Source organism: Leisingera sp. SA215, assembly GCF_055902035.1.
This window is the reverse complement of the sequence record NZ_JBVVXU010000005.1, coordinates 98,157-124,440: the sequence shown is the minus strand read 5'-3', so window position 1 is coordinate 124,440 and position 26,284 is coordinate 98,157. Positions and strand designations below refer to the sequence as shown.

Sequence of the window (26,284 nt, the reverse complement as noted above, 5' to 3'; positions counted from 1 at the left end):
ACCCCGGAGATAATATGCGTCTGTTTCGTCAGCTTTCCCTTTATATGGCCCTGACCTTGGGTGCAAATGCGGCCTTTGCCGCGGATCAGGCGCAGCTGGAGGGCTTGCGCGACGGCTCGCTGAAGCGGCTGGTTGTGCATTCCGAGCCGCGGGATGTGTCCGCCACCGCGTTTGAGCTGGCGGATGGCGCCGGCACCGCCAGCCTGGAGGATTACAAAGGCAAGGTGGTTCTGTTGAACTTCTGGGCCACTTGGTGCGCCCCCTGCCGCAAGGAAATGCCGCAGCTGGCCGAGCTGCAGGAGGAATTCGGCGGCGCGGATTTCGAGGTGCTGACGATTGCCACCGGCCGCAACTCGCCCGCCGGCATCCAAAAGTTCTTTGATGAGAACGGCATCTCCAACCTGCCCCGACACCAGGATCCGAAACAGGCGCTGGCGCGTGAAATGGCGGTGATCGGCCTGCCGATCACGGTGCTGCTGGACCGCGACGGCAACGAGGTCGCCCGGCTGCTGGGCGATGCCGAGTGGAATTCCGACAGCGCCAAGCAGATCGTCAAGACGTTGATTGGCGAATAGGCCGCGGGGCCCACAGCCACCAACGACACATCAGGCATTTATACCGCAGCCTCCCGGTGTACAGGTAACCAGTATACCGGGAGGGTCCCCAGGAAATTCAGGTATTGAATGGCCAGCGGCCTGCGCTTGGGCACGCCCGCCTGACCCGGCAGAATTTCGCACTATTTGATTCCTGAGGGACGCCCCCGCAAGGCGCCCGCTAATAGGGTGGAGAGTGATATGAAACCTGTTGTGCTACTGATCGGCAAGCTGCCGCATGTGATCGGCGATGTCGCAGAGCAGCTTGACCATCTGCCAATCCAATGGCTCGGCGCGCATGACCAGCCCGAGGTTGTGCGCCAGCTGGAAACCGAACCGCGCATCGCCTGCGTGATCATGGGCGCGGGCCTGGACGATCAGATCCGCGGCGACCTCATTGGCATCATTGCGGCGCTCAGGCCCGATATCTGCATTCACCTGAAGGACCGCGCGTCGGGGCCGGACGGGCTGGTGCCCTTTGTCGAGCGAGTGGTCCGGATGCAAGTCCTGGCTCCGCCGCAGCGCACGGCCGCGGCGGTTTAGGCAAGAGCCGCCCGCGCGGGTCGCGGTCCCTGCCCTGGCGGCGGGGCAGGATCCGCTTGACCCCACGCCACCTTTGACAGCCGCCTGCCCGCCCGCCAATCTGCCCGGCGGGAGGAAACAATGCCGCTTGAACTGCTGCTGGCCCTGGTTGCGGGCGGGATAGCCGCAATTGCCGCAATCCTGCATCTGTCGGGACGGTCTGAACGCGCTGTGCTGACCGCGGAAACTGCGCGGGCAGCCTGGCTGCGGCATTGCCCCGGCGACAGCATCCGCAACGTGCGGCCTGCGGCAGACGGTCAGGCGGCGCTGATTGCAGCCCAAAGCGGCGCGGGCCTGGTTTGGGCCTTTGGTGCCGCCACCGTGGCCCGGCACCTCAGCGGTGCGGAAGTGTCCCCCAGCCCCAACGGTTTGCGGTTTGACTTCAACGACTTCAGCGCTCCGGACCTGTCTCTGACGCTGACGGCGGCCGAACGCAAACACTGGCAGGCGCTGATCGCCGCCGCCAGGGCCGCGGCATGAACGGAACACTCTCTTACCCCGATGTGACCCAATTGGCAGTGCCGTTCTTCATCGCCGCCATTCTGGCCGAACTGCTGTGGATCGCTTTGAAAAACCGCGGCGGGCGGTATGAGACGCGCGATGCGGTCACCTCGCTGATCATGGGCGCGGGCAGCGTCGCCGAAGGGCTGCTGCTGGGCTTTGCCGCCTGGGGGGTCCTGATGCTGCTGTGGCGGATCACGCCGCTGGACATGGGCACCTCCCTGTGGGCGGTGCTGGTATGCTTTGTGCTGGACGATCTGCGCTATTACTGGGTGCACCGCCTGGGCCACCGGGTCCGCTGGGTCTGGGCCAGCCATGTGAATCACCATTCCAGCCAGCATTACAACCTCACCACTGCGCTGCGGCAGACCTGGACCGGGACCTTCACCTTCATGATGGTGGTGAAGGCGCCGATGGTTCTGCTGGGGTTCCACCCGGCGCTGGTGCTGTTTTGCGGCGGGCTGAACCTGATCTACCAGTTCTGGATCCACACCGAGACCATAAGCCGCCTGCCGCGCTGGTTCGAGGCGGTGATGAACACCCCCAGCCACCACCGCGCGCATCACGGCCGCAATGCGCGCTATCTGGATTGCAACTATGCCGGCGTGTTCATCATCTGGGACAGGATTTTCGGCACCTTTGTGCCCGAACAGAATCACGACCGCCCCGATTTCGGCCTGGTCCACAACATCGCCAGTTTCAATCCGCTGCGGGTGGCTTTTCACGAATGGGCGGGCCTTTTCAAGGACATTGCCCAGCCCGGCCTCAGCTGGAAACAGCGGCTGCTCTATGCGTTTGCACCGCCGGGCTACAGCCACGACGGCAGCCGCAGCACCTCGGCCGGGATCAAGGCAGACCACCTCGCCCGCCATCCCGAGGATGCAGGCACCCCCGGCTTTGACAGCTAGGCCGCCCGCGGCGGCGGCCGGCGGATCGTTCAAATTCGAACTTTAATTCCGCCTCAACCCTTTTGCGTGAAACTGCCGGGAGCATCATACTGTGTCACAACTTTGCCGGAACAGGGTCGCAGCAGCACATGACCAAATACAACCCCAATGCAGAAATACCCGAAGGTTCTGAAAGCCCGCTGAACGCGGCGGTGACCGGCCGCGACCGCTCCACGCTGGACATGGTTTCAGAGGCGGTGCGCCACAATCAGACCGTGCTGGCCTATCAGCCCGTCATGCAGGCGCTGGCGCCGCGCGGGGTGGCGTTTTACGAAGGGTATATCCGGGTGCTGGATCCGGCAGGCCGGGTGATTCCCGCCCGCGAATTCATGCATGTGGTCGAAGAAACCGAAATCGGCCGCGAGATGGACTGCCTGGCGCTGCAGCATGGGCTGCGGGCGCTGGATAAATACCCGCAGATCCGCCTGTCCGTGAACATGTCGGCCCGTTCCATCGGCTATCAGCGCTGGTTCAAGGTGCTGGAGCGGTTTCTGAAACGCGACGCAACACTGGCCGAGCGGCTGGTGCTGGAAATCACCGAAGCCTCGGCCATGGCGGCACCGGAACTGGTGACGGACTTCATGGGGCGGATGCAACCGCACGGGATTGCCTTTGCGCTGGACAATTTCGGCGCCAGCACCACCTCGATCGGCCATTTCCGCCAGTTCTTCTTTGATGCGGTCAAGATCGACGGCCAATTCGTGCGCGGCGTGCACGCCAGCCACGACAACCAATCCGTTGTGCGCGCGCTGGTCGGCATTGCCAAGCAATTCGACATGTTCACCGTCGCGGAATCGGTGGAAAGCCAGGCAGATGCGGAATTCCTGGTCGATACCGGCGTTGATTGCCTGCAAGGCTACCTGTTTGGCGCTCCTTCCGTTTCGCCGCCCTGGATCGCGGAGATGAAGCACCGCCGCGAGGCAGGCTGACCGCAGCCGCGACCCGGCACCGCAGACGGTCGCTGAAACATCCCTGTGCAGAAGCACCGCAGTGCGCGCCGTTCGCCGGGCGGGGAAAATGTTAAAGGCGCAGCGGGGACAGGACACCAGCCTGCCCTGCGAGGCAACGGTGCCGCGGGCACCCTGCGAAGGGCTAAGGTCTCTTTGCGCCGCCTCTATCGCCTGCGCATCAGCGCCTCGGTACTGCCAGCCCTGTTATTCCTGTCTTTCCCGGGACCGGTCCGTTGATGCCATTTGCGCGGCGCGGCGCTGCTTTGCAGACGGATCACCCCGGGCTGACGGGAATCCTGTGTTGCACGGCGTTTCTGACGGTTGACTCTGCTGCCCCCCCTGAGACACCCTGTCAATTGCTGCACGTGCAGCAATAGATTATGTCGGCATCCGGAGGACACGGGTAAGATTGTTGCGCGCCAGATTTCACATCCCGCGCGCAAAGATCCCCCGGAAGACCTGAATTGATGGCAGAGGACCAGAAATCAATGACCAATGTTGTAATTGCATCCGCCGCGCGCACCGCCGTCGGCTCCTTTGGCGGCTCGTTCGCCAACACCCCTGCCCACGATCTGGGCGCAGCCGTGCTGGAAGCCGTGGTAGAACGGGCCGGTGTGGACAAATCCGAAGTCTCGGAAACCATTCTCGGCCAGGTTCTGACCGCCGCCCAGGGCCAGAACCCGGCCCGTCAGGCCCATATCAATGCCGGCCTGCCGCAGGAAAGCGCCGCCTGGAGTCTGAACCAGGTGTGCGGCTCGGGCCTGCGCGCGGTGGCACTGGGCGCCCAGCACATCATGCTGGGCGATGCCTCCATCGTTGCCGCCGGCGGCCAGGAAAACATGACCCTGAGCCCCCATGCCGCGCATCTGCGGTCCGGCCATAAGATGGGCGATATGAAATATATCGACACCATGATCCGCGACGGTCTGTGGGATGCTTTCAACGGCTACCACATGGGCCAGACCGCCGAAAACGTGGCCGAGCAGTGGCAGATCTCCCGCGAGATGCAGGACGAATTTGCCGTTGCCTCGCAGAACAAGGCGGAAGCAGCCCAGAAAGCCGGCAAATTCGCCGATGAGATCGCCGCCTTCACCGTCAAGCACCGCAAGGGCGAGACTGTGGTGGACCAGGACGAATACATCCGCCACGGCGCCACCATGGAAGCGATGCAGAAGCTGCGCCCGGCCTTCACCAAGGACGGGTCTGTCACTGCCGCCAATGCCTCGGGCCTGAACGACGGCGCTGCCGCCACCCTGCTGATGAGCGCCGATGAGGCCGAAAAGCGGGGCATCGAGCCGCTGGCCCGCATTGCGTCTTATGCCACTGCCGGACTGGACCCGTCGATCATGGGTGTCGGCCCGATCTATGCCTCGCGCAAGGCGCTGGAAAAGGCCGGCTGGTCGGTCGGCGACCTGGACCTGGTCGAAGCCAACGAAGCCTTTGCCGCCCAGGCCTGTGCGGTGAACAAGGACATGGGCTGGGATCCGTCGATCGTCAACGTGAACGGCGGCGCCATTGCCATCGGCCACCCGATCGGCGCTTCGGGCTGCCGGGTGCTGAACACGCTGCTGTTCGAAATGAAACGCCGCGACGCCAAAAAAGGCCTCGCCACCCTGTGCATCGGCGGCGGCATGGGCGTTGCCCTCTGCGTGGAGCGCCCGTAAGTGGCGCAATAGTGCTGATATCGGAGGGCGCCCTGCCGGGGCGCCCTTTTTCTTTTACAATTCAGCGGTATCTCGCGGGTGCGACAATTTTTTTGCGGCAATGCAGAAACTTCATGACGCAATATTGTTGCGCAGGCGAAACCGAAACTGTAGCAAGATTACAAAGAAGTCAAACTGGAGGATTCTTGAATGGCACGTACTGCACTCGTCACCGGCGGTTCCCGCGGCATCGGCGCAGCAATCTCGCAGGCGCTGAAGGCGCAGGGCTGCAATGTGGCCGCGACCTATGCCGGCAATGACGAAGCCGCGGCAAAGTTCACCGACGAAACCGGCATCAAGACCTATAAATGGAATGTCGGCAGCTATGAGGAAAGCGCCGAAGGCATCGCCAAGGTCGAAGCGGAAGTGGGTCCGATCGACATCGTGGTCGCCAATGCCGGCATTACCCGCGACGCGCCGTTCCACAAGATGACGCCGCAGCAGTGGCAGGAAGTGATCGACACCAACCTGACTGGCGTGTTCAACACCGTGCACCCGGTCTGGCCCGGCATGCGCGAGCGCAAATTCGGCCGTGTGATCGTGATTTCCTCGATCAACGGCCAAAAGGGCCAGTTCGCTCAGGTGAACTATGCCGCGACCAAGGCGGGCGATCTGGGCATCGTGAAATCGCTGGCCCAGGAAGGGGCCCGCGCAGGCATCACCGCCAATGCGATCTGCCCCGGCTATATCGCCACTGAAATGGTGATGGCGGTTCCGGAAAAGGTCCGCGAGTCGATTATCGGCCAGATCCCGGCCGGCCGTCTGGGCGAGCCTGAAGAGATTGCCCGCTGCGTCGCCTTCCTGGCGTCTGACGACTCGGGCTTCATCAACGGTTCGACCATCTCGGCCAACGGCGCGCAGTTCTTCGTCTGATTCTTCGCTTCGGCGAAAACGGCAAGGGCCGGTCCTGATGGACCGGCCCTTTTCCTATCCCGTAAGTGCCTTTTCCTGAAAGCAGAGCGCGCTCAGGCCCAGCGGGAAACCTTGGGGCGGAGGGCTGGCAGGTGCCGTGCGCCGAACAGCCGGGCCCAGGCCAGTTTCAGCACGTGTTTCAGCACCTCACCGCGCTCAGTGTGGGCACGGGCCATGGCAGACTTCACGGCGGCATCAGCAGAGTATTCCAGCATCTTCGGCCTCCTATTCGGATCAGTATCCTTTACATGCATTCACTGTGACGACGTTCCGTCGAACGCGCAAACGAGACTTTGCAGTGGTTCAGTTAAGCTGTACTTATGTGAAATGCCTGACCGCCTGCCGCCCCTCACTGCTTTGCGCGCGTTTGATTCCGCCGCCCGGCACATGTCCTTTGCCAAGGCGGCGGAGGAACTGAATGTGACCCCCGCGGCGCTGTCGTTTCAGATCAAATCGCTGGAGGAGCATCTGGGCCGGCCGCTGTTCCGCCGCCTGAACCGCGCGGTGGAGCTGACGGAAGCCGGCAAGACACTGGCCCCCGGCGCCGCCGAAGGTTTTGAAGCGCTGACCGCCGCCTGGCGCGCCGTGCGCCGTCTGCAGGACAACACCACGCTGACGGTGACCGCGGGACCGGCGCTGACCGCCAAGTGGCTGGCGCCGCGGCTCTATGAATTTGCCCGCAGCCACCCGGAGATCGACCTGCGCTTCTCGGCCACGCTGCGGCAAATGGATTTTGCCCGGGACGAGGTCGATGTGGCGATCCGCTTTGGCTATGGGCCGGACGAGGGGGTCTGGGCGATGCCCCTGCGCAAGGACTGGATGACCCCGGTGATGACGCCGGAGCTGGCCGAACGCTACCCGACCCCCGAAAGCCTGATCGAGGCGCCGCTGCTGTTTGACGAGTCGCTGAATTTCCTCGATCCGCCCTGTGATTGGCCGGTGTGGTTCCGCACCCAGGGGATCGATTTCACCCCCACCCATGGCGCCTGGTTTTCACAGGCCGACCATGCCATCGACGCGGCGCTGGCCGGGGTTGGCGTGGCGCTGGGGCGGCGGCCGATCATCGTGACGGACCTTCATGCGGGCCGGCTGGTGGCACCGTTCAAGACCGCGATTGAGACCAAGGCGCATTTCCGGTTCCTCTGTGCCCGCGGCACCGAGAACCGCCCCCAGATCGCCGCCTTCCGCGAGTGGTTTGTTGCCGAGATCGAAAAAACCGCCTACGTCACGGAAGCTTTTGATATCATCCCCGTTGAGGACATCCCGCCGCCATGACCAGATCCCGCGCGACCGCCGTCGGCTTTGTCGCTGTTTTGCTGTGGTCGCTTCTGGCGTTGCTGACCGTCGGGTCGGAACCTGCGCCGCCGCTGCTGCTGAATGCGCTGTGTTTCACCCTCGGCGGCACGCTGGGCATGATCTGGACCGCCGCCACCGGCAAGCTGGGCCAGCTGCGCCATGTGCCCTTTCGGGTCTATCTCTTTGGCACGCTGGGGCTGTTCGGCTATCACGCGCTGTATTTCTCGGCGCTGCGGCTGGCGCCGGCGGCCGAAGCCGGGCTGATCGCCTATTTGTGGCCCTTGCTGATCGTGCTGTTTTCCGGCCTGCTGCCCGGCGAGCATCTGAAGGCGGGGCATCTGATCGGGGCCGGACTGGGCTTTGCCGGGGCGGCCACCATCATTTCCGGCGGCGGCGAAGGGTTTCAGGCGCAATATCTGCCCGGCTATGGCCTGGCGCTGCTGTGCGCGCTGACCTGGTCGGGATATTCGGTGCTGTCGCGGCTGGTGGGCGGGGCGCCGACCAGTTCGGTTGCGGTGTTCTGCCTGGCCACCGCCGTGGCCTCCTGGGGGCTGCATTTCGCACTTGAGGAGACCGTCTGGCCTGCGGGCACGCTGGGCTGGGGTTCAACCCTGCTGCTGGGCCTTGGTCCTGTCGGACTGGCGTTTTATGTCTGGGACATCGGCGTCAAACAGGGCGACATTCAGATGCTTGGCACCAGCAGTTACGCCGCGCCGCTGTTGTCGACGCTAATCCTGGTGCTGGCGGGCATTGCCGCCGCCTCCTGGGGGCTGGCGCTGGCGGCGGCGCTGATCACAGGCGGGGCGCTGATTGCGGCAAGGGCCAGTTCGGCAAGCTGACCCCGCAATCCTGATCCGGCATTCCTGCTGCCGCAAAATGAAAAGAGGGCCGCCGCGCCGGGCAGGCCCTCCGAACCGTGTTGCCGGGATGCGTCCCGGTGGAAACTCCTCAGACCAGTTCAGTCGTCAGACGCTCAATCTCTTCCTTCAGCTTGAGCTTTTGCTTCTTCATTGATGCGATTTCCAGACCGTCGGTACTGGGCGATCGTTGGGCCTGTTCCACTTCCATGCTCAGATGCTCGTGCTTCTTCTTAAGTTCGGTCAGATGCGAGCTAAGGCTCATGGCAACCCTCCTTCTTAGAGCTAGATGTGTTCGACATCAAAGAGTGGACCACAAGTTTCCACGTCTGTCACGCCGCAGCCGCAGTATTTTTGTCATGAAATTTTCATATCAGCCATGCGCCGCGCATTTTGCCGCAGGCGGCATCGCATTCCGGCAGAAACCTGCTGATAAACATGTCTCATAAGTTGAATGCGGATGGCTTGCCCCCTATATTCGCGGCGCTGCAAAATCGCTGTCAGACCGGCCAGGGCAACGCCGCACCCTCGCGCAGAACCGCCCGGATTTGCGGCTGGTAGCTGTCTGCGTCCCGCTCATGCCGGGCACCCTGATGCAGAATCAGCGGCGCATGCAGCCGGAAACCGGCCCGCCCGCCCTTGCGCGCGCGCAGGATCACCAGCTCAGCCGCCCGCCCTGCGCGCGGCGCCAGCGGCAGCACCTCGACCGAGCCAAGACCGCCGCTGCAGGCCGCCAGCATATCCGGCAGCCGGTCGGCGCGCTGGATCATGTGCAGGTATCCTTTCGGCGCCAGCCGCCGGGCGGCGGTTGCGATCCAGTCCGCCAGTGGCGTGCCCTCCCCCAGCGCGACCTGCCTGCCGGCATCCCGCGCCCGGCTGTGGGCGCCCGGTTTGTAATACGGCGGATTGGCAATGACGTGATGGAACTGGCGCTGTTTCAGGACCTCTGGCAGTGCCGATAAATCGGCCTCGAACACCTCGATCGCCTGATCGTTTTCGGCAGCATTGCACCGGGCCAGCTCCGCGTAAGACGGCTGCAGCTCCACCCCCGCCAGCTGCAGGTCCGGCACCCGCGCAGCGAGGCACAGCAAGGCCTGTCCGGCACCGCAGCCCAGCTCCAGGACCGCCTCGCCCGGCCTGGCCGGGACCGCCGCTGCCAGCAGCACTGGATCAACTCCCGCACGGTATCCCTTGACCGGCTGCCACAGCCGCACCCTGCCGCCAAGAAAACCGTTGCGGCTCAGCGCGTCTTTCGCAAAGGCGTTCATCGGCCCAGGGGAATTTGATTGTCGCGCATCACTTCCAGCGCGTCGTCGTAATCATCCGCCCGCACCATCAGGCGGCGCGGGAAAATTCCGATCCCGCCTTCCAGGACGCTCATATTTACGTCCATTTGAAAGCAGTCTATATCCTCACCCTCAAGAAGGGCGGAGGCAAAGGCCATGATCGTCGGATCGGTGCTGCGCAGAAGCTCTTTCATAGGATTGGATCTAAGGGCAAGGCCCCGGCCTTGTCGAGCCTTGCGAGCGGGAAAGTGATGGACCAAGTGATGACCAGAAAGCCGCATGAGATGCTGGCCGCCACGCTGAGCCAGGAACTGGACGCGGTGAATGTGCTGATCCGCAAGCGGATGGCGTCGGAACATGCGCCGCGCATCCCCGAAGTGACGGCGCATCTGGTTGAGGCCGGCGGCAAGCGCCTGCGGCCGATGCTGACGCTGGCAGCCGCGAAGATGTGCGGCTACCAGGGCGATCACCATCTGAAACTGGCCGCGACGGTGGAATTCATCCATACCGCCACCCTGCTGCATGACGATGTGGTGGATGAGAGCGCCCAGCGGCGCGGGCGCCCGACCGCGAATCTGCTCTGGGACAACAAAAGCTCGGTGCTGGTCGGCGACTACCTGTTTGCCCGCAGTTTCCAGCTGATGGTGGAGACCGGGTCGCTGCGGGTGCTGGACATTCTCGCCAACGCTTCGGCCACGATTGCCGAAGGCGAAGTACTGCAGATGACCGCGGCCTCGAACCTGAAGACCGGCGAAGACATCTATCTGCAGGTGGTGCGCGGCAAGACCGCGGCGCTGTTCTCGGCCGCGACCGAGGTCGGCGGGGTGATTGCCGGGGCTTCTGAAGAGCAGGTGAAGGCGTTGTTCGATTACGGCGACGCGCTGGGGATCGCCTTTCAGATCGCCGATGACCTTTTGGACTATCAGGGCGACAGCAAGGCCACCGGCAAGAACGTCGGTGACGATTTCCGCGAGCGCAAACTGACCCTGCCGGTGATCAAGGCAGTGGCGCAGGCGACCGATGAGGAGCGCGCGTTTTGGACCCGCACCATCGAGAAGGGCCGCCAGCAGGACGGCGATCTGGAGCAGGCGCTGGCGCTGATGGCGAAATACGGCACCCTTGAGGCAACGCGGCAGGATGCCCTTGGCTGGGCCGCCAAGGCGCGGACGGCGCTGGAGGTGCTGCCCGGTCACGAGATCCGCAGCATGCTGAGCGATCTTGCCGATTACGTAGTGGCGCGCTTGAACTGAGCGGGGCATGGGGGCGCTGCCCCCTCGGCCTTGCGGCCTCACCCCCGGAGTATTTTTGCAAAGGTGAATGGGCAAGCTGGCGGCGCGCCTTGCGCGGGCACGGCGCCAGGCCCAATGGCGGGCAAGTATCTTTGATGCGCTGTCCCGCGGGCGGGATATCCCTGTTTCCAGCGGGGTTGCTTCAGGTCAAAGTGACGGCGCTGCACCACCACTCGGGATGCTCGGCCCCGATTTCATAGGCCGCCATATGGGCGGCCTTTTTTGTGGGGTAGAGCGCAAAGCAGGTGGCGCCGGACCCGGACATGCGGGCCATCAGCGCATTTCGGCTGCTGCGCAAATCGGACAGGGTCCGGTCGATCACCGGGGCCAGCGCGCAGGCCGGGGTTTCAAGATCATTGCGCTGCTCCTGCAGCCACGCGGCGCAGTCTTGGGCATCGGTGAATGCGGGGATGTCCTGCGGCATCGGCGGGTTGTCACGGCAGGCAAGCGCCGAAAACACCGGGCCTGTCGGGACATGCGCGCCGGGATTGACCAGCAGCGCGTGCAGCTCCGGCAGCTCCGCAGGAGCCACCTGTTCGCCGATCCCCTGCATCCGGGCTGCGCGGGCTTTCATGCAGACCGGCACGTCGGCGCCGAGCGACAGCGGCAGAGCCTCGGGGATATTGCGTGCCTCCGCCGCCACTGCGCGCAGGACCGCAGCCGCGTCCGAGGAGCCGCCGCCGATGCCCGCGCCATGCGGCAGCTGCTTGGAGAGGCGGATGCGTCCGGTCCAGCCCGCCCCGGCGGCGGCTTTCCACACCAGGTTCCGCTGATCTGCCGGCACGCCTTCGGCGAACAGGCCGGAAACCTCCAGCGCCAGCTCAGGGCCGGGCTCAAGCTGCAGCCGGTCGCCGGTATCCGCAAAGACCACCAGCGAATCCAGCAGGTGATAGCCGTCAGCGCGGCGGCCGGTCACATGCAGGGTCAGATTGATCTTGGCCGGCGCAAAGACCTCAACCGCCATTGGCGACCTTCAGGGGCTTGGCGCCTTCCTCGGCCAGCACAGCGTCCAGCCCGACCTCCAGCTTGCGGCGGATGCGTTCGGGATCGGCCTCGCCATCGGTGTCTTCGGGTTTGATGAAGGACAGCGCCCGCTTCCACTGGAACTCAGCCTCGCGCGCGCGGCCGACAGCCCAGTAGACGTCGCCGAGGTGATCGTTGACCACCGGATCCACCGGCATCAGTTCCACTGCGCGCTCCATATGGGCGACCGCCTCGTCAAACTGGCCCATGCGGTAGAGCACCCAGCCCAGGCTGTCGACGATAAAACCGGAATCGGGCCGTGCTGCGACGGCGCGTTCGATCAGATCCAGTGCCTCGTCCAGCTTGCTGCTTTTTTCGACCAGCGAGTAGCCCAGGTAGTTCAGCACCTGCGGCCGGTCCGGGTCCAGGTCCAGCGAGGCGCGGAAGTCGGATTCGGCCTGCGCCCATTGGTCCAGCCTTTCATGGCAGATGCCGCGGGCATAATACAGGAACCAGCGGGTGCCCGAGCCTTCGGATGTGTTGGCCAATGCCTTGTCATAGGCGCTGGCAGCGCCGGCATAGTCTTCCTGCTGACGCAGCAGATCGCCCAGGCTGACATAGACGCTGGGCTGTTTCGGGAAGTCCCGCGCCAGCTGTTCCAGAACCTCGATGGCCGCGTCCGGCTTGGCGGCGCGGCGCAGTGCCTCGGCGCGGCCCATTTCCGCGGCATGGTAATCGGGGTGGCTGACGGGCACCTGTTTGTAGGTGGCCACTGACAATTCATACCGGCCCAGCTGATCCAGCAGCCCGGCGCTCAGCAAGATTGCGTCCACATGATCGGGGCGCAAGGAGGCCGCCATGCGGGCATACATCAGCACATAATCATTGGCGGTGTCGCCATTCAGGGCCGCACCAAGGGTAAAGAACACTTCGGCGACCCCCTCCAGCGGGCTGGGGGCGATGGTGTAGGAAAGCGTTTCACCGGCGGCGAGCTGCGCATCCATGGCTTCCAGGCCGGGGTCCAGGCGGCTGCCGAAGGCCGCTTTCAGCGCCTCGCGGGCGTCGTCATGGCGGCCCAGCTGCGACAGGATCTGCACCCGCGCGACCGCCGCGCGGCGGCTGAGGGTGGCCAGGCGCCCGTCCTCGGCGGCAAACAGCTCTTCGGCGCCGCCGTAATCCCCGGCAGAGGCCAGCGCCAGCGCCCGGTGATAGACCACAAAGGGGCGCAGGCTGCCATCCTGGGCCAGCTGATCAAAGCTTTTGAGCGCATTGGAGACGGAGCCGGTGCCGATATGCGCCCAGCCTTCCAGCAAGCCGTCCACCAGCGGGTGGATCGCCGCCTGTTCGGCGTCGCGGTCCAGGATCGCCTGGAAATCACCCGCCGCCGCATGGCTGCCTGCAATGATGATATTGGCCACCTGGCTGCGGGCGCCGGTTTGCAGCAGCCGCTGCGCTACCGGCACTGCCAGTTCGGCCTTGCCCATGGCGAGCTGCGCAAAGATCACGTTTTCCATCAGCAGCGGGTTCTGCGGATCGCGGGCCAGTGCCTGGGTGTAATACAGCGCCGCCGCGGCAAAATCGCTGTCATAGGTTGCCGCCCGTCCCGCCAGATAAGCGCCGGCCAGCCCGTCCGCCTGCGCGGCAGGCGCGGAGACGGCCGCCAGGGCCGCACAGGACAGGGTGCGAAGAATGGATACGGGCACGCGGGACCCCTTTACGATTTACTGCTCTTGCTCTTCTATGAAAGCGTAGTGCGCTGCCCGTCAACACGCAATGGGGCGGCCCGAGGACCGCCCCATAAATTCCGGCAAAACCGCGCCGGAAAGCTCAATTTCCGTTCACATATTCGGGTAATTCGGGCCGTCGCCGCCCTGCGGCGTGGTCCAGGTGATGTTCTGGGACGGGTCCTTGATGTCGCAGGTCTTGCAGTGAACGCAGTTCTGGAAGTTGATCACAAACTCCGGCTGGCCGTCTTTTTCCACCACCTCGTAGACGCCGGCCGGGCAGTAGCGCTGCGCCGGTTCGGCGAATTTCGGCAGGTTGATCTGGACCGGAGTGTCCTGATTGCCCAGGCGCAGGTGGCAGGGCTGGCTTTCCTCGTGGTTGGTCATCGAGAAGCTGACGTTGGTCAGCCGGTCGAAGGACAGCACCCCGTCGGGCTTGGGGTAATCGATGGGCTTGTGCTTGGAGGCTTCCTCGGTCGCTTCGGCGTCGTTCTTGCCGTGGCCCAGAGTGCCGAACAGCGAGAAGCCGAGCAGGTTGTTGGTCCACATGTCCAGCCCGCCAAAGGCCAGCGAGGCGGTGAGCCCCCATTTGGACCACATCGGTTTCACGTTGCGGACCATCTTCAGGTCCTTGCCGATGGCGCCGCCGCGCACGTCGGCCTCATAGGCGGTCAGCTCATCGCCCGAACGCTCGGCCTTGATCGCATCGAATGCGGCTTCGGCGGCTGCTTTGCCAGACAGCATCGCATTGTGATTGCCCTTGATGCGCGGCACGTTGACCATGCCTGCCGAGCAGCCCAGCAGCGCCACGCCGGGGGCCACCAGTTTCGGCATCGACTGCCAGCCGCCTTCGGTGATGGCACGGGCGCCGTAGGCGACGCGTTTGCCGCCCTTCAGCAGCTCGGCAACCACCGGGTGATGCTTGAACCGCTGGAATTCCATATAGGGGAACAGATGCGGGTTCTTGTAGTTCAGGTGCACCACGAAGCCGACGTAAACCTGGTTGTTGTCCAGGTGGTAGATGAACGAGCCGCCGCCCGCATTCTTGCCCAGCGGCCAGCCCATGGTGTGGGTGACGGTGCCTTCCTTGTGCTTGGCGGGGTCGATCTCCCAGATCTCTTTCATGCCGAGCCCGTATTTCTGCGGCTCCTTGCCGTCGGACAGGCCGTATTTGGCGATCACCTCCTTGGACAGCGAGCCGCGCACGCCCTCGCCGAGGAAGACATATTTGCCGTGCAGCTCCATGCCCGGTTCATAAGACGGCCCCGGTGTGCCGTCGGGGTTGCGGCCGAACTCGCCGGCCACCACGCCCTTCACTTCGCCGCCCGCGCCATAGACCAGCTCGGAACAGGCCATGCCGGGGAAGATTTCGACGCCCAGCTCCTCGGCCTGCTCCGCCATCCAGCGGCAGACGTTGCCCATCGAGACGATGTAGTTGCCGTGGTTGTTCATCAAGGGCGGCATCGGGAAGTTGGGGATGCGGACATGGCCGGCTTCGCCCAGCATCAGGAAGTTGTCTTCCTTGACTTCGACGTTCAGTGGCGCGCCTTTTTCCTTCCAGTCCGGCATCAGCGCATTCAGGCCGCAGGGGTCCAGTACCGCCCCCGACAGAATATGCGCGCCCACTTCCGAGCCTTTTTCCAGGACAACGACCTGCAGGTCGGCGTCCAGCTGTTTCAGGCGGATGGCCGCAGACAGGCCGGCAGGGCCGGCCCCGACGATCACCACGTCGTATTCCATCGCTTCGCGTTCAATCTCGGCCATTTTGCGGCGCTCCTTGGCTTTTGTTCGCTACCGGCCCCACCAGAGTTGCGTGGGCGCAATATAAATTCGCGGTTGCTTAGCGTTTGGCAGGCCATCCGGTCAATCCAAACTCCGCGTCAAACACCTGTAAAACAGGCATCCGGGACAAAAAGTGCGTCCATTATCGTCATTCAAGCATCATTTTCCGCCGCAGTTCATATCTCGGGCCGGTCTCCCATCAGGTATCGGGGTCCCTGCCCTTTCTCTGCTGCCTTGTCTGCGGGGTTGTAAAGTTTGCAATTCGGCAGCGACAGGCAGCCGCAGCCTATGCAGCCGTCCAGATTGTCGCGCAGCCGCAGCAAGGTTTCGATTCGCTGGTCCAGATGGCTGCGGAAGCTTTCAGAGATCCGCGCCCAGTCTTCTTTGGTGGGCGTCCGGCTGCCCGGCAGGCTTTTCAGGAAACCGCGGATCTCCGGCAGGGAAAATCCGAACTGCTGGGCAATCATGATGAAGCTCATCCGCCGGATGTCGGCGCGGTGGAACCGCCGCTGCCCGCCTGCATTGCGCCAGGGCTCCACCAGCCCTTGGGCCTCGTAATAGCGGATGGCGGACACCGCGAGGCCGGTGCGGCCGGCCAGATAACCGATGGATATCCCGGCGGATGAAGGCATGGCAAACTCCCTGAAAAATTCCCTTGAGCTAAAGTTAGGTTTAGGAACTAGGGTGAGTCGCATCAACAGGTTTGCTCAAACGACAAGGAGATTTCCAATGAGCGCAGTTCTGGAACATGCAAACGTCACCGTCGCCGACCCCAATGCCACCGCGAAATGGATGCAAGAGGTATTCGGCTGGCATGTGCGCTGGGAGGGTGAGGCCAAGAATGGCGGCTACACCGTGCATGTGGGCGGCGAGACCAGCTATCTTGCGCTTTACACGCCGCGCACGCCCGCAGGCACCGCGCCGGAAAGCTATGGCATCATTGGCGGGCTGAACCACCTGGCGGTGATCGTCGAGGATCTGGACGCCACCGAGGCTGCGGTGACGGCTGCAGGTTTCACGCCGATGAACCACGGCGACTACGAACCCGGGCGCCGGTTCTACTTCCATGATGATAACGGCATCGAATACGAGGCGGTGCAATATGATTGACATCCTCTGGCAGGCTGGCCTGCCCGCGCTGCCCGCACGCGGCATTTTTCCGCGCAATCCTGTGGAAAACACCTGCAATCCGTCTGCTTAGGCGGAATTGCGTGCCTGGAAGCTCCGCGCGCACTTGAAATCAGGTGCAGGATTGGGTCAGGTATTTGTCAACCGGACCGGAGGCCCCGCGGCTTATGCTGCGGGGCTGCGGTTTTCCGACTGACAAGAACACAACAATAATAGCGACCTGGACCAATCTCATGGAAAAGATCCCGATGACCCCCACGGGTCACGCCGCGCTGGAAAGCGAACTGAAGAACCTGAAATCCGTCGAACGCCCGGCGATCATCAAGGCGATTGCCGAAGCGCGCGAGCTGGGCGATTTGTCGGAGAACGCCGAATACCACTCCGCCCGCGAAAAGCAGTCCTTCATCGAGGGCCGCATCAAGGAGCTGGAAGGCATCCTGTCGCTGGCAGATGTGATCAACCCGGCGAAACTCTCAGGGGCCATCAAATTCGGCGCCAGGGTGACCGTGGTGGACGAGGACACCGACGAAGAGAAAACCTGGCAGATCGTTGGCGAGCATGAAGCCAACATCGAAGCGGGTCTGCTGAACATCAAATCGCCGATTGCGCGCGCCTTGATCGGCAAGGACGAAAGCGACAGTGTGGAGGTGCGCACACCCGGCGGCATCCGCGCCTATGAAATTCTCAAGATCGTCTATTCCTGATCCGCAAAACAGCGAGTGTTCATGACAGGCTCCAGCAGCAGTCCCGGCCCCAATCCGACTCCCGCGGGCAATCGCCCGCTGCGGCGGCTTGACGGAACTTCGGGTTATGGGCTGGGCGGAGCCGAGTTGGCGGCCATCGGCCTGGGTGCGGTCTGGCTGCTGGCGGCGGCGGCTGTGTATCTGGTTGCCCCGGAAGACGCCGGGCTGGCGCATTGGACCGGCCTGATCACTGGCGGCCTTGCCTTGGTGCTGCCGCTGGCGATGCTGTGGGTCGCGGCCTCGGCTGCGCGTTCGGCCCGGGTGATGCGGGAAGAGAGCGAGCAGCTGCAGGCCGCCATCGACGGGCTGCGGCAGACCTATCTGGCCCAGTCCCAGCAGCATGCCGCAGTGGCCGAGCCGGCCATGGTCAAGCGGCTGGAGGAGATCGCCGAGGCCACCCGCAAGACCGAAACCGCGCTGGCCACCTTCCACACCAGCCGCCGCAATCCGCAGCGCCCGCCAATCCCCGCCGAAGCGGCCCAGCTGGCAGCGGCCGAGCAAGGGTCGCTGGCTTTGGGCACCCAGGCCGAGGATGCCGCGCCGCCGCTGCCCGCAGAACATTTTATCCGGGCGCTGAACTTCCCGGAAACGGCTGAGGATCAGGATGGTTTCGCCGCCCTGCGCGCCGCCCTGCAGGACCGCAAGGCCGCCCAGGTGATCCAGGCCGCGCAGGATGTGCTGACCCTGCTCAGCCAGGACGGCATTTACATGGACGATCTGCGCCCTGACATGGCCCGCCCCGAGATCTGGCGCCAGTTTGCCCAAGGCGCGCGCGGCCGTGCGGTTGCCCCCCTTGGCGGCGTGCGCGACCGCACCTCGCTGGCGCTGACGGCGGCACGGATGAAGCAGGACCCGATTTTCCGCGACGCCGCGCACCATTTCCTGCGCCGCTTCGACCAGATGTTTGCCGAGTTCGAAACCGAGGCCACCGACGGCGAGATTTCCGCCCTTGGCAACACCCGCACCGCCCGCGCTTTCATGCTGCTGGGCCGGGTGGCGGGCACCTTCGACTGACAGGGCGGCCCTGAGGGGCCGCTGCCTCCCCTCCCGGCGGCAAAGCCGCCTGCCGGGCAGCGGGACGCGCGTATATTGAGAAAGATGACGCAGCGGGGTGCCACGCCGGGCGCAAGCCCGGCGCCCGGCCAAACGGCGGGCAAGCATCTGTGATGCGCTGTGCCGCGGGCGGGAGCATCCCGCCTAAAGGGTGAAACTGCCGTAGGGGATGAAACGCACCGGATCGCCCGGCTTGATATGCCCAGGCCCGTCGCCAAGCTCCACCAGCCCCTCGGCCCAGCTGAGGCCGCTGATCCGGCCGGAGCCTTCGGATTTGAAAACCTCCGCGCAGCCCTCGCGCACCCGCGCGCGCAGGTATTCGCGGCGGCCCGGCTTCTTGCGCTTTTCGAAAGCCGCCGGAACCTCGAAACCCTGCGGGGCCTGCCAGCCCGCGCCCGCCATCAGCCCCATCGCGGGGCGGGCAAAGATCAGCGTGCAGACCAGCGCTGCAACCGGGTTGCCCGGCAGGCCGAAGACCGGTGTGCCCTGCCACATGCCCAAGGCCAGCGGGCGCCCCGGTTTCAGCGCGATGCGCCATTCCTGCATCGCACCGGCCTCGCGCAGCAGCGCCGACATGTGATCCTCGTCCCCGGCCGAGGCCCCGCCCGAAGTCAGGATCACGTCCGTCCGGGCTGCCGCGCCGTCGAGATGCGCGCGCAGGGCTTCGCGGTCGTCTGCGGCCTTGCCCAGATCCACCGGCATAAAGCCCAGCTGCCGTATCAGCGCCAGCAGCATCGGGCGGTTGGCATCGAATATCTGACCCTTGCCCGCCGGTTCCCCCGCCTCGACCAGCTCGTCGCCGGTGGAGAGCACCCCGGCCCGCAGCGGCAGCCGCACCGTGAGTTCCGCCAGCCCGGTTGCAGCGGCCAGCGCCAGATCGGCAGGCGACACGACACGGCCCGCGGCCAGGATCACCTCATCTGCGGAGACATCCTCGCCTGCCTTGCGGGTGTTTGCCCCGCGCTTCAGCGGACCGTTGAAGGCGATCCGGGCGCCGTCGGTGTTGACGTCTTCCTCCAAAATCACCGTGTCCACGCCATCGGGCAGCGCTGCCCCGGTCAGCACCCGGATGGCGCTGCCGCCGGGCACCGCGCCATCAAAAGGGACACCGGCCGCTGCGCGGCCCTGAACCAGCGGCAGCACATGCGGCCCCTCTGCCCGGCCGCCTGCGAAACCGTATCCGTCCACCGCCGTATTCGGCAGCGGCGGGTTGGCGCGTTCGGCCACCGCATCCTCTGCCAGCACCCGGCCCAGGGCGTCTGCCAGCGGCACGGTTTCCACCCCGGTGACAGGGCCGAGCCGGTCCTTTAGCAGTTGCAACGCATCATCGACCGGGGTCCAGTCGACGCCCGCAGGCAGGGCAAAGCAATCATTGCTGAGCGGCGGCGGTGTCAACCGGCCCGGTTCGTCCGGGGCCAGCGCATTCAAGCGGTCTTCGTATCCGGTGCCCAATATCCAAGCCTCCTCTTGCGCTGCCTTTGGCGCTGCGGCCAGCATCGCCGCCAGTTCTTCTGCAGGCAAACGGCCGAGCGCCTGCGACAACAGCCGCATCTGCACCCGGTCGCGTATCTCTTCCGGGCCTGCAACCGCCATGGCAGCCTTGACGGCGGGTTCGATCAAACCCGGCCAAATTTCCGCCAGCACGGTTTGCGCAGTCTCAACCTTCTCGAACGGCCAGACGGCGGCCTTGTGCCGCAGCCGCAGCCGCTGCAGCACCGGCACCCCCATGAGGGTCTGGCTGCCGACCGTCGGGTTGAAAAACAGCTGAAAACAGGAGGACGACGCCTTGGCCGCCAGATCGGCGCTGCGCCGTTCTGCCACTTCTTCATAGCTTATGCCGGCCTTGAGGTAGGGAATGTCCGGCCAGTTCTTCTGATCCGGCTTGCCCCAGAACGGGCCGGGGCCGGCAAACAGCCGGTTCATTGCAGAGGCCACATCAAACCGGTTGTTGCTGCCGTCCTCAGAGTCTTCGATCCGCTCTTCCAGCCAATGCCACAGGGCAAAGGGATCATCCGAGCCGGTCACCCGGCGCGCAAATCCGCGCGGATAGCCGAAGGGAAAATCAAAAGCTGCCAAGACCCGCCGCCCTGCCGCCTGTTCAACATCAAGGAATTTGCTGATCCACGCCTCTGCCTCCTGCCGGCTGCGGCAATAGATCTGCTGTTCGGCGGTTCCGCCGCGCGCCACCCCGAGCCAGACCGCATCCTTGCTTTGACGCCGGGGTTTGCGCTTGGCAGCGGACCAGTCGACGGTCAGAATGGTGTCAAAGCCGGTCACAGTCCCAAGTCCGTTTGGATGAAATCCGCAATCTCCGAAGTGGCGTTCAGATCAAACACCGGGCAGTCCAGCGCCAGCGGGGTGTCGCTGGCGACGGCCCGGATGCTTGGATCCCGCGGGGCGATCAGATCGGTGCCTGCGTCCTGCCGGCAGGCCTCGACCTTAGGGTGGGGTTCGCGTTTGTAGCCCTCGACCAGCACCAGATCGACCGGATTGAGGCGGGCCAGCAGCTCTGCCAGCGGCGGCTCTGCTGCGCCGCGCAGCTCCTGCATGATCGCCACGCGCCCTGCCGAGGCCAGCACCACCTCGGACGCGCCAGCCTGACGGTGGCGGTAGCTGTCGGTGCCGGGCTGGTCCACGTCCGTTGCGTGATGGGCGTGTTTAATGGTGGACACGGTGAAGCCGCGGGACGTGAACTCCGTTACCAGCCGTTCCATCAGCCCGGTCTTGCCGTTGTTCTTCCAGCCGGTGACGCCGTAGACCTTCATTTCAGAAGCGCCTCGGCGCGGGTCAGATCCTCTGGCGTGTTGATGTTGAAGAACGGGTCGAAACGATCAGCTTCGAACATGGCCTCGCGGCCGCCGTGCCGGTCGGTCCACAGGACCACCTTGCGCAACCCGTCCTGCAATGCGGCGCGCAGGTCATCGCGCAGGGCGACGGGCCAAAGGCCAAAGGCCGGGTGCCGGTTGACGCGCTTGCCACCTCCGGATTTCAGCGCCTCATCGCCGGTGCGCGGAGTGGTGGCCATCACCAGCGGGTGATCCATGTCCGCCGCTGCGGCGGCCAGCCGGGCGACCAGATCCTGCGGAAAGAAGGGCGTGTCTGCGGCAGCGGTGACGATGGCCTCAGCCCCCTGCTCTGCGGCCCAGTCGAGCCCCGCCAGCACGCCCGCCAGCGGCCCGGCGAAACCCTCGATCGAGTCGGCAATCACCGGCAGGCCCATGTCACCGAACCGTTCCGGATCACCATTGGCATTGAGCGCCAGCCCTGAGACCTGCGGCGACAGCCGGTCCACGACGCGGGACAAGAGGCTCTGGCCGCCGACCTGCAGCCGCCCCTTGTCGCCGCCGCCCATCCGGGTGGCGAGGCCGCCTGCGAGAATCACGCCGAGGGGGGGTATTTCTGTCATGCCTTCTCCTCCAGAGCAGGAAAACACGCGTTTCCCGGACCGAACTCCGCGCGGAAACCGGTTAGCCGTCCGCGCTCTTGCGCCGGTGTTTCTTGTCTTCAACCGGCGCGTTTTTCGGGTCCATGTCGCGCAGCAGCCTCTCGTCGCCCGACAGGCAGATGAACCGCTGGCCGCGCATCCGGCCAATGAGGGTGAGGCCGACCTCGCGGGCGATCTCCACGCCCCAGCCGGTGAAGCCGGAGCGCGAAGCCAGAACCGGGATGCCCATCATCGCGGTCTTGATCACCATCTCCGAGGTCAGCCGCCCGGTGGTATAGAGGATCTTGTCCGCGGGTTCGGCCCCTTCGGACAGCATCCAGCCTGCGATCTTGTCCACCGCGTTGTGGCGGCCAACATCCTCCATATAGACCAGCGGGCGGTCCTGGTGGCAGAGCACGGTGCCGTGGATGGCGCCGGCCTCCAGGTACAAGGACGGCGTGCGGTTGATCTTGTGGGCCAGCGTATAAAGCCAGGAGGTTTTCACCTGCACCTCAGGCAGGCGCACGTCCTCCAGCCCCTCCATCATGTCGCCAAAGACGGTGCCGACCGCGCAGCCGGAGGTGCGGGTCTTCTTTTTCAGCTTTTCCTCATGGCTGGTTTCCACCGCGGTGCGGACCACCACGGTTTCCAGGTCCTCGTCATAATCGACGCGGGTGACCTCATCCCCGTCCAGCAGCATGCGCTGATTGCGCAGGAAGCCAAGCGCCAGGTATTCCGGATAGTCGCCGATGGTCATCGCGGTGACAATTTCCTGGGAATTCAGGAAGATGGTCAGCGGCCGCTCCTCGACCACGGCAATCTCGCCGGCCTCGCCGTCCTGGTCCACCCCGGTGACGGTGCGGGTCAGCCGCGGATCGGCGACGCCGGGCGCGATCAGATATTCTGACGTGATATCCATACTCACCAATTGCATTCCTTCTGCCACCGCCTTAGTCCGGGTGCAGGCAATCTAGGACGCGCAGATGGCAATCACCACCACCAAATCGGCCTTCTGGAAGGGGTTTCGCGACAGCGCCCCTTTTATCTTCATGGCCTCGCCCTTTGGCTTTCTGTTCGGAGTACTGGCCGCGGAGGCCGGGCTGATCGTGCCCGAAGCCTTTGCGTTTTCATTGGCGGTCTTTGCCGGCGCCGCCCAGTTCACCGCGCTGCAGCTGATGCAGGAGAACGCGCCGCTGATCATCATCCTGATCTCGGCGCTGGCGGTGAACCTGCGGATGGCAATGTATTCGGCATCGCTGACGCCTTACCTGGGCGATGCGCCGATGTGGCAGCGGGCGCTGGCCGCCTATTTCATGGTGGATCAGTCCTATGCGCTGTCGATCGTCAAATTCGAGGCTGAGCCGGAAATGACCGCACCGCAGCGGATGGCCTATTTCTTTGGCACCAATGGCATTGTGGCCCCGGCCTGGGTGATCGCCACCGCAATTGGCGCGCTGGTCGGCACCCGGATCCCCGACAGCTGGGGGGTTGATTTCGTGCTGCCGCTGGCGTTCCTGGCGATGATCGGCCCGATGCTGCGCACGCCTGCCCATATTGCCGCCTGTTTCGTCGCCGTGGCCACCGCCCTGCCCGCCGCTGCCCTGCCCTATAACCTGGGTTTGATTGTGGCCGGGATTGCCGGCATGATTGCCGGTGCCCAGGCGGAGCTGTGGCTGGAGCGGCAGAAAACCAAGATGGAGGCCGCGCAATGAGCAGTATTCCCGCCCCGCTTCTCTGGACTGTGATCCTTGGCCTGGCCGTGGGCAGCTATGCCCTGCGGTTTGCCTTCATCGGCTTCATGGGCGGCAAGCCGATTGCGCCCTGGCTGATGCGCCACCTGCGCTATACCGCCGTTGCCATCATTCCGGCGCTGGTGGCGCCGCTGGTGGTCTGGCCGGCGCCCACCGACGGCAGCCCCAGCCTGATGCATTTTGCGGCCGCCGCCGCGACCTTGGCAGCGGGTTACCTGACCAGGAACGTGCTGTGCGGGCTTGGCGCAGGCGGAGTATCGCTGCTGCTGCTGTACCTTGCGGCCTAGCGCTCCGCACCGGGCAGCATTATTCAGTAGCGGCGCTCAGCGCGGCGTCGCCTTTGGCAAGGCCCGCCTGCAGATCGGCGCTGTCGTTCTCGTAGTAGCGCTCCGTCACCACGCCCGGAAACTGGCCGAATTGCGCTGACAGCTTTTCCGGATAGAAGGTGCGGTTCAGACTCTCGAACCCGGGGATCTGCTGCAGGATGCCGATGGTGGCCTGAGCGCAATAGGCGCCCGGCACAGGGCCATTGGCGACCGCCAGCCGATAGGCTTTCTGGGCCTGCTCCGGCGTGACCTCGATCCGCTGTACAACCACATGGAAGGTGCTGCGGGCATGAGCCCCGCGATAGGCCTGCTCCACCGCGGGGGTGATGCCATAAAGCACGTCGTTGCGTTCCGGCACCACCGAGGCATAGAAGGAGCCCGCCGGATCAAAGATCACCCGCTCTGACGCATTGATCATCAATGACGCATGGCCGCCCCGGCCGGTGCGGTTGTTGATCATGGTATAAAGGGTCAGCGCGGGCGGCCCGGGATCGCGGTAAGACACCCGGGCCAGGGTTTCGGCATCCGCATTGGGCTGCTGCGGGGCCGCGCAGCCCGCCAGTGCCAGCAAAACCGCGCCAAGGCCCAGAAGATTGCGCACGGCGCGCTCTCCGGATCAGGCGGTCAGGTGGCGAAGATCGCCAGGAAGACGGCGAAAATGACCAGGGCAATGCTGGAGCGGGTGATGAAAGTCAGAAAGCCCGCGTAGACTTTTTCCTGAACCGCGGTGTCCATGGTGCCGTGCTGATGTTCAGCCATGTGAGTTATCCCTCAATTCACGTGCATTTTTCCGGTGATTACTGGATTTGCCGCCCTCTGTCACCACGTCATTCGGGCGCATCAGCCGGAAATACGCAGTGAATTCCGCAGCCATGCCTGCAGTCTTGGCATCCGGCCGGCCCGGCACCGCCGCAGAGGCGAATCGGCCGGGCCCTGCCCCTGAGCTTATACCTGCTCCAAATCCGAAGCGAGCCGGAAGCCGATCCGGTTGGCCGGAGCTTTGTCCTGCGCCTTGGGCACCGCCCGCAGCATCACATTCAGCTGACTGACATGCTGCACCAGCTGGGTGCGCGCACCGGGGCCTTCGCTGCCATAAAAGGTGATGATATCGGGATCGTAATAACCCATGCCTTCGATCCGGAGCACCCCTGCATTGCCGCCGGCAAAGCCCATCGCAACCTCGTGCTCGGCGTCCAGCTGCTGTTCGAAGTTCTGGATATAAAGAATCAGCCGCTCGTAGGCCCAGCGCGCCGGGCTTTTGGCCGCATCCTGAGTTTGCAGTTTGTCCGGAATCTTGCGCAGGCCTGCACAGGCCTCGGGATCGGTATGAACCTCGTGCACGCAGGGCAGCACCGCCGCCTCTGCCGCTTCGGCGCTGGTAGAAATCTCGTCGCTCATGGTGTCTCCCTCGAATGCGGGGTGCGTCACCCCTTGCGCTGATAGAGCCAAGCGCCGTCTTCGCGTTTCCAGCGGTCCACCTGGCCGGTGTGGTACAGATGATTTACATGGGCCACCGCCTCGACCAGCGCAAGCCCGTACTCGCCTTCACCGATTGTGCGCTTGAACAGCGGCGCAAAGCAATCGGCGGCTGTCTGCGGCACACTAAGGTGGTCCATCAGCCGCTCCAGCGCGCCGTGGTGATTGCCGATCAGCTGCTGCATCCGCAAGGGCAGCCGGGTGAACGGCAGCTTGTGCCCGCCCAGGGCCAGATGGTCGGGCCGCGCCAGTTTCGACAGGCGCTCGCAGGCCTCCAGCCATTCGCCCAAGGGGTCCGCCATCGGCTCGGTCGCATAGACGCCGATATTGGGGCTGATGGTTGACAGGATCTGGTCGCCGGTGATCACCAGATTGTCGTCGCGGCTCCAGAAGGTTGCCTGTTCGGGGGCGTGGCCGTTGCCGATATGCACATCCCAGACACGCCCGCCCATGCGGATCACGTCATCCTGCTGAATGCGGGTAAAGCCCAGCGGCATCGGATGAACCGTATCGGCAAAGTTGAAGGGCCGGTCGCTGGCCCGTTTGTCATAGAAAGCCGTGTCCATGCCCGCACTGCGGTAATAGGCCAGCGTCTCCTCCGGCCAGGTCTCCTGCACATCCAGCGTCAGCATGCGGGCAAACAGCCAGGCGGTGCGGGTGGTGACCAGTTCGGCGCCATGCTGCGACTGGAACCAGCCGGCCAGACCGATGTGGTCCGGGTGATGATGGGTGCCGACAACCCGGGTGACCGGCTTGCCCTTCAGCGGGCCCGCCATCAGGCTGTCCCAGATCGCCCGGCTTTTGCGGCTGTTGAAACCGGTATCGATCACTGTCCAGCCATCGCCGTCATCCAGCGCGTAGATATTGACGTGATCGAGCTTCATCGGCAGCGGCTGGCGCATCCAAAGGACGCCGTCGGCCACTTCGATGGCTTCGCCCTGTGCGGGCGGTTCTTCCCAAGGGGTGCGGGGGGAGACGTCGGGAATGTCAGTCACAGA

General features: G+C 64.5%; 30 protein-coding genes and 1 pseudogene. 15 read left to right on the top strand and 16 right to left on the bottom strand.

The features are described from left to right. The first annotated feature begins 14 nt into the window (after positions 1 to 14). The 7 genes from AC0KW6_RS07685 to phbB all read left to right on the top strand — a co-directional run bounded on the left by AC0KW6_RS07685 (position 15) and on the right by phbB (position 6,149). Positions 15 to 575 carry a TlpA family protein disulfide reductase gene (locus tag AC0KW6_RS07685; protein ID WP_323783406.1) on the top strand — a complete coding sequence of 187 codons (561 nt, stop codon included), beginning with the start codon at positions 15 to 17 and terminating at the stop codon, positions 573 to 575. Positions 576 to 794: 219 nt separating this feature from the next. Beyond that, positions 795 to 1,136 carry a hypothetical protein gene (locus tag AC0KW6_RS07680; RefSeq protein WP_323783404.1) on the top strand — a complete coding sequence of 114 codons (342 nt, stop codon included), beginning with the start codon at positions 795 to 797 and terminating at the stop codon, positions 1,134 to 1,136. A 120-nt stretch (positions 1,137 to 1,256) separates the two neighbouring features. Then, the gene (locus tag AC0KW6_RS07675; protein WP_474034599.1) at positions 1,257 to 1,655 is read left to right on the top strand and encodes a hypothetical protein; all 399 of its coding nucleotides are present in this window, start codon (positions 1,257 to 1,259) and stop codon (positions 1,653 to 1,655) included. Then, complete coding sequence (locus AC0KW6_RS07670; protein WP_474034598.1) at positions 1,652 to 2,584, top strand: sterol desaturase family protein; 933 nt, start codon at positions 1,652 to 1,654, stop codon at positions 2,582 to 2,584. The genes AC0KW6_RS07675 and AC0KW6_RS07670 overlap by 4 nt, the downstream gene beginning before the upstream one ends. Before the next feature lie 128 nt (positions 2,585 to 2,712). After that, positions 2,713 to 3,552 (top strand): EAL domain-containing protein, encoded by an 840-nt coding sequence (locus tag AC0KW6_RS07665; RefSeq protein ID WP_474034597.1) that lies wholly within the window; start codon positions 2,713 to 2,715, stop codon positions 3,550 to 3,552. Positions 3,553 to 4,061: 509 nt separating this feature from the next. Beyond that, complete coding sequence (locus tag AC0KW6_RS07660) at positions 4,062 to 5,237, top strand: acetyl-CoA C-acetyltransferase (protein ID WP_024088946.1); 1,176 nt, start codon at positions 4,062 to 4,064, stop codon at positions 5,235 to 5,237. A gap of 189 nt (positions 5,238 to 5,426) precedes the next feature. After that, complete coding sequence (gene phbB / locus AC0KW6_RS07655) at positions 5,427 to 6,149, top strand: acetoacetyl-CoA reductase (protein ID WP_323783691.1); 723 nt, start codon at positions 5,427 to 5,429, stop codon at positions 6,147 to 6,149. Positions 6,150 to 6,241: 92 nt separating this feature from the next. Here phbB and AC0KW6_RS07650 read toward each other — a convergent pair whose 3' ends face one another. Beyond that, the gene (locus tag AC0KW6_RS07650) at positions 6,242 to 6,403 is read right to left on the bottom strand and encodes a hypothetical protein (RefSeq protein ID WP_323783689.1); all 162 of its coding nucleotides are present in this window, start codon (positions 6,401 to 6,403) and stop codon (positions 6,242 to 6,244) included. Positions 6,404 to 6,515: 112 nt separating this feature from the next. Here AC0KW6_RS07650 and AC0KW6_RS07645 point away from each other — a divergent pair, with 112 nt between their 5' ends. Next, positions 6,516 to 7,463 (top strand): transcriptional regulator GcvA, encoded by a 948-nt coding sequence (locus tag AC0KW6_RS07645; protein ID WP_474034596.1) that lies wholly within the window; start codon positions 6,516 to 6,518, stop codon positions 7,461 to 7,463. Further along, entirely contained in the window at positions 7,460 to 8,323 is an 864-nt protein-coding gene (yddG, locus tag AC0KW6_RS07640; RefSeq protein WP_323783685.1) for an aromatic amino acid exporter YddG, read from the top strand. The genes AC0KW6_RS07645 and yddG overlap by 4 nt, the downstream gene beginning before the upstream one ends. Before the next feature lie 109 nt (positions 8,324 to 8,432). Here yddG and AC0KW6_RS07635 read toward each other — a convergent pair whose 3' ends face one another. From AC0KW6_RS07635 to AC0KW6_RS07625, 3 genes are all read right to left on the bottom strand, one after another. Continuing rightward, positions 8,433 to 8,606 (bottom strand): YdcH family protein, encoded by a 174-nt coding sequence (locus AC0KW6_RS07635; RefSeq protein WP_024088941.1) that lies wholly within the window; start codon positions 8,604 to 8,606, stop codon positions 8,433 to 8,435. 235 nt (positions 8,607 to 8,841) lie between these two features. Next, positions 8,842 to 9,609 carry a tRNA1(Val) (adenine(37)-N6)-methyltransferase gene (locus tag AC0KW6_RS07630; protein WP_474034595.1) on the bottom strand — a complete coding sequence of 256 codons (768 nt, stop codon included), beginning with the start codon at positions 9,607 to 9,609 and terminating at the stop codon, positions 8,842 to 8,844. Beyond that, positions 9,606 to 9,821, bottom strand: a complete 216-nt coding sequence (locus AC0KW6_RS07625; protein ID WP_323783680.1) for a putative signal transducing protein — start codon at positions 9,819 to 9,821, stop codon at positions 9,606 to 9,608. The genes AC0KW6_RS07630 and AC0KW6_RS07625 overlap by 4 nt, the downstream gene beginning before the upstream one ends. Before the next feature lie 57 nt (positions 9,822 to 9,878). Between AC0KW6_RS07625 and AC0KW6_RS07620 the strand changes: the two genes are divergently transcribed. Then, positions 9,879 to 10,877 carry a polyprenyl synthetase family protein gene (locus AC0KW6_RS07620; protein ID WP_474034594.1) on the top strand — a complete coding sequence of 333 codons (999 nt, stop codon included), beginning with the start codon at positions 9,879 to 9,881 and terminating at the stop codon, positions 10,875 to 10,877. Between the two features lie 181 nt (positions 10,878 to 11,058). Here AC0KW6_RS07620 and AC0KW6_RS07615 read toward each other — a convergent pair whose 3' ends face one another. The 4 genes and pseudogenes from AC0KW6_RS07615 to soxR form a co-directional block, all read right to left on the bottom strand. After that, positions 11,059 to 11,880, bottom strand: coding sequence for a 4-(cytidine 5'-diphospho)-2-C-methyl-D-erythritol kinase (locus AC0KW6_RS07615; RefSeq protein WP_474034593.1), 822 nt, complete (start codon positions 11,878 to 11,880; stop codon positions 11,059 to 11,061). Beyond that, on the bottom strand, positions 11,870 to 13,582 hold the full coding sequence (locus tag AC0KW6_RS07610) for a tetratricopeptide repeat protein (RefSeq protein ID WP_323783905.1): 1,713 nt from the start codon (positions 13,580 to 13,582) through the stop codon (positions 11,870 to 11,872). The genes AC0KW6_RS07615 and AC0KW6_RS07610 overlap by 11 nt, the downstream gene beginning before the upstream one ends. A gap of 135 nt (positions 13,583 to 13,717) precedes the next feature. Then, positions 13,718 to 15,373: pseudogene (locus tag AC0KW6_RS07605) on the bottom strand (electron transfer flavoprotein-ubiquinone oxidoreductase); the annotation flags it as partial. 188 nt (positions 15,374 to 15,561) lie between these two features. Beyond that, the gene (gene soxR / locus AC0KW6_RS07600) at positions 15,562 to 16,017 is read right to left on the bottom strand and encodes a redox-sensitive transcriptional activator SoxR (protein WP_323784221.1); all 456 of its coding nucleotides are present in this window, start codon (positions 16,015 to 16,017) and stop codon (positions 15,562 to 15,564) included. Between the two features lie 97 nt (positions 16,018 to 16,114). Here soxR and AC0KW6_RS07595 point away from each other — a divergent pair, with 97 nt between their 5' ends. The 3 genes from AC0KW6_RS07595 (at position 16,115) to AC0KW6_RS07585 (ending at position 18,270) form a co-directional block, all read left to right on the top strand. Beyond that, positions 16,115 to 16,495: a VOC family protein gene (locus tag AC0KW6_RS07595; protein WP_474034592.1), complete on the top strand. Its 381-nt coding sequence runs from the start codon at positions 16,115 to 16,117 to the stop codon at positions 16,493 to 16,495. A 251-nt stretch (positions 16,496 to 16,746) separates the two neighbouring features. Beyond that, complete coding sequence (gene greA / locus AC0KW6_RS07590) at positions 16,747 to 17,217, top strand: transcription elongation factor GreA (protein ID WP_024088931.1); 471 nt, start codon at positions 16,747 to 16,749, stop codon at positions 17,215 to 17,217. A 21-nt stretch (positions 17,218 to 17,238) separates the two neighbouring features. Further along, complete coding sequence (locus AC0KW6_RS07585) at positions 17,239 to 18,270, top strand: hypothetical protein (RefSeq protein ID WP_474034591.1); 1,032 nt, start codon at positions 17,239 to 17,241, stop codon at positions 18,268 to 18,270. 183 nt (positions 18,271 to 18,453) lie between these two features. Here the strand turns inward: AC0KW6_RS07585 and AC0KW6_RS07580 are convergent, their stop codons facing one another. From AC0KW6_RS07580 to AC0KW6_RS07565, 4 genes are all read right to left on the bottom strand, one after another. Then, positions 18,454 to 20,586 carry a molybdopterin-binding protein gene (locus AC0KW6_RS07580; RefSeq protein WP_474034590.1) on the bottom strand — a complete coding sequence of 711 codons (2,133 nt, stop codon included), beginning with the start codon at positions 20,584 to 20,586 and terminating at the stop codon, positions 18,454 to 18,456. Then, entirely contained in the window at positions 20,583 to 21,074 is a 492-nt protein-coding gene (mobB, locus tag AC0KW6_RS07575) for a molybdopterin-guanine dinucleotide biosynthesis protein B (RefSeq protein WP_323783695.1), read from the bottom strand. Before mobB ends, AC0KW6_RS07580 begins: the two co-directional genes overlap by 4 nt. Then, positions 21,071 to 21,715 (bottom strand): molybdenum cofactor guanylyltransferase MobA, encoded by a 645-nt coding sequence (gene mobA / locus AC0KW6_RS07570; protein ID WP_323783697.1) that lies wholly within the window; start codon positions 21,713 to 21,715, stop codon positions 21,071 to 21,073. Before mobA ends, mobB begins: the two co-directional genes overlap by 4 nt. A 61-nt stretch (positions 21,716 to 21,776) precedes the next feature. Continuing rightward, the gene (locus AC0KW6_RS07565; protein ID WP_474034653.1) at positions 21,777 to 22,652 is read right to left on the bottom strand and encodes a formate dehydrogenase accessory sulfurtransferase FdhD; all 876 of its coding nucleotides are present in this window, start codon (positions 22,650 to 22,652) and stop codon (positions 21,777 to 21,779) included. A gap of 64 nt (positions 22,653 to 22,716) precedes the next feature. On the opposite strand from AC0KW6_RS07565, the gene AC0KW6_RS07560 reads away from it, so the two are divergent. Both AC0KW6_RS07560 and AC0KW6_RS07555 read left to right on the top strand, forming a co-directional pair. Next, entirely contained in the window at positions 22,717 to 23,445 is a 729-nt protein-coding gene (locus tag AC0KW6_RS07560) for an AzlC family ABC transporter permease (RefSeq protein WP_323783701.1), read from the top strand. Next, positions 23,442 to 23,771 carry an AzlD domain-containing protein gene (locus tag AC0KW6_RS07555; RefSeq protein WP_323783703.1) on the top strand — a complete coding sequence of 110 codons (330 nt, stop codon included), beginning with the start codon at positions 23,442 to 23,444 and terminating at the stop codon, positions 23,769 to 23,771. Before AC0KW6_RS07560 ends, AC0KW6_RS07555 begins: the two co-directional genes overlap by 4 nt. A gap of 19 nt (positions 23,772 to 23,790) precedes the next feature. Here AC0KW6_RS07555 and AC0KW6_RS07550 read toward each other — a convergent pair whose 3' ends face one another. From AC0KW6_RS07550 to AC0KW6_RS07535, 4 genes are all read right to left on the bottom strand, one after another. After that, entirely contained in the window at positions 23,791 to 24,411 is a 621-nt protein-coding gene (locus AC0KW6_RS07550) for a hypothetical protein (protein WP_474034589.1), read from the bottom strand. Between the two features lie 23 nt (positions 24,412 to 24,434). Then, the gene (locus AC0KW6_RS07545; protein ID WP_323781252.1) at positions 24,435 to 24,569 is read right to left on the bottom strand and encodes an aa3-type cytochrome c oxidase subunit IV; all 135 of its coding nucleotides are present in this window, start codon (positions 24,567 to 24,569) and stop codon (positions 24,435 to 24,437) included. A 186-nt stretch (positions 24,570 to 24,755) separates the two neighbouring features. Further along, the gene (locus AC0KW6_RS07540; RefSeq protein WP_323781247.1) at positions 24,756 to 25,208 is read right to left on the bottom strand and encodes a DUF6173 family protein; all 453 of its coding nucleotides are present in this window, start codon (positions 25,206 to 25,208) and stop codon (positions 24,756 to 24,758) included. A gap of 26 nt (positions 25,209 to 25,234) precedes the next feature. Then, positions 25,235 to 26,281: an MBL fold metallo-hydrolase gene (locus tag AC0KW6_RS07535; RefSeq protein WP_474034588.1), complete on the bottom strand. Its 1,047-nt coding sequence runs from the start codon at positions 26,279 to 26,281 to the stop codon at positions 25,235 to 25,237. Positions 26,282 to 26,284 lie beyond the last annotated feature (3 nt).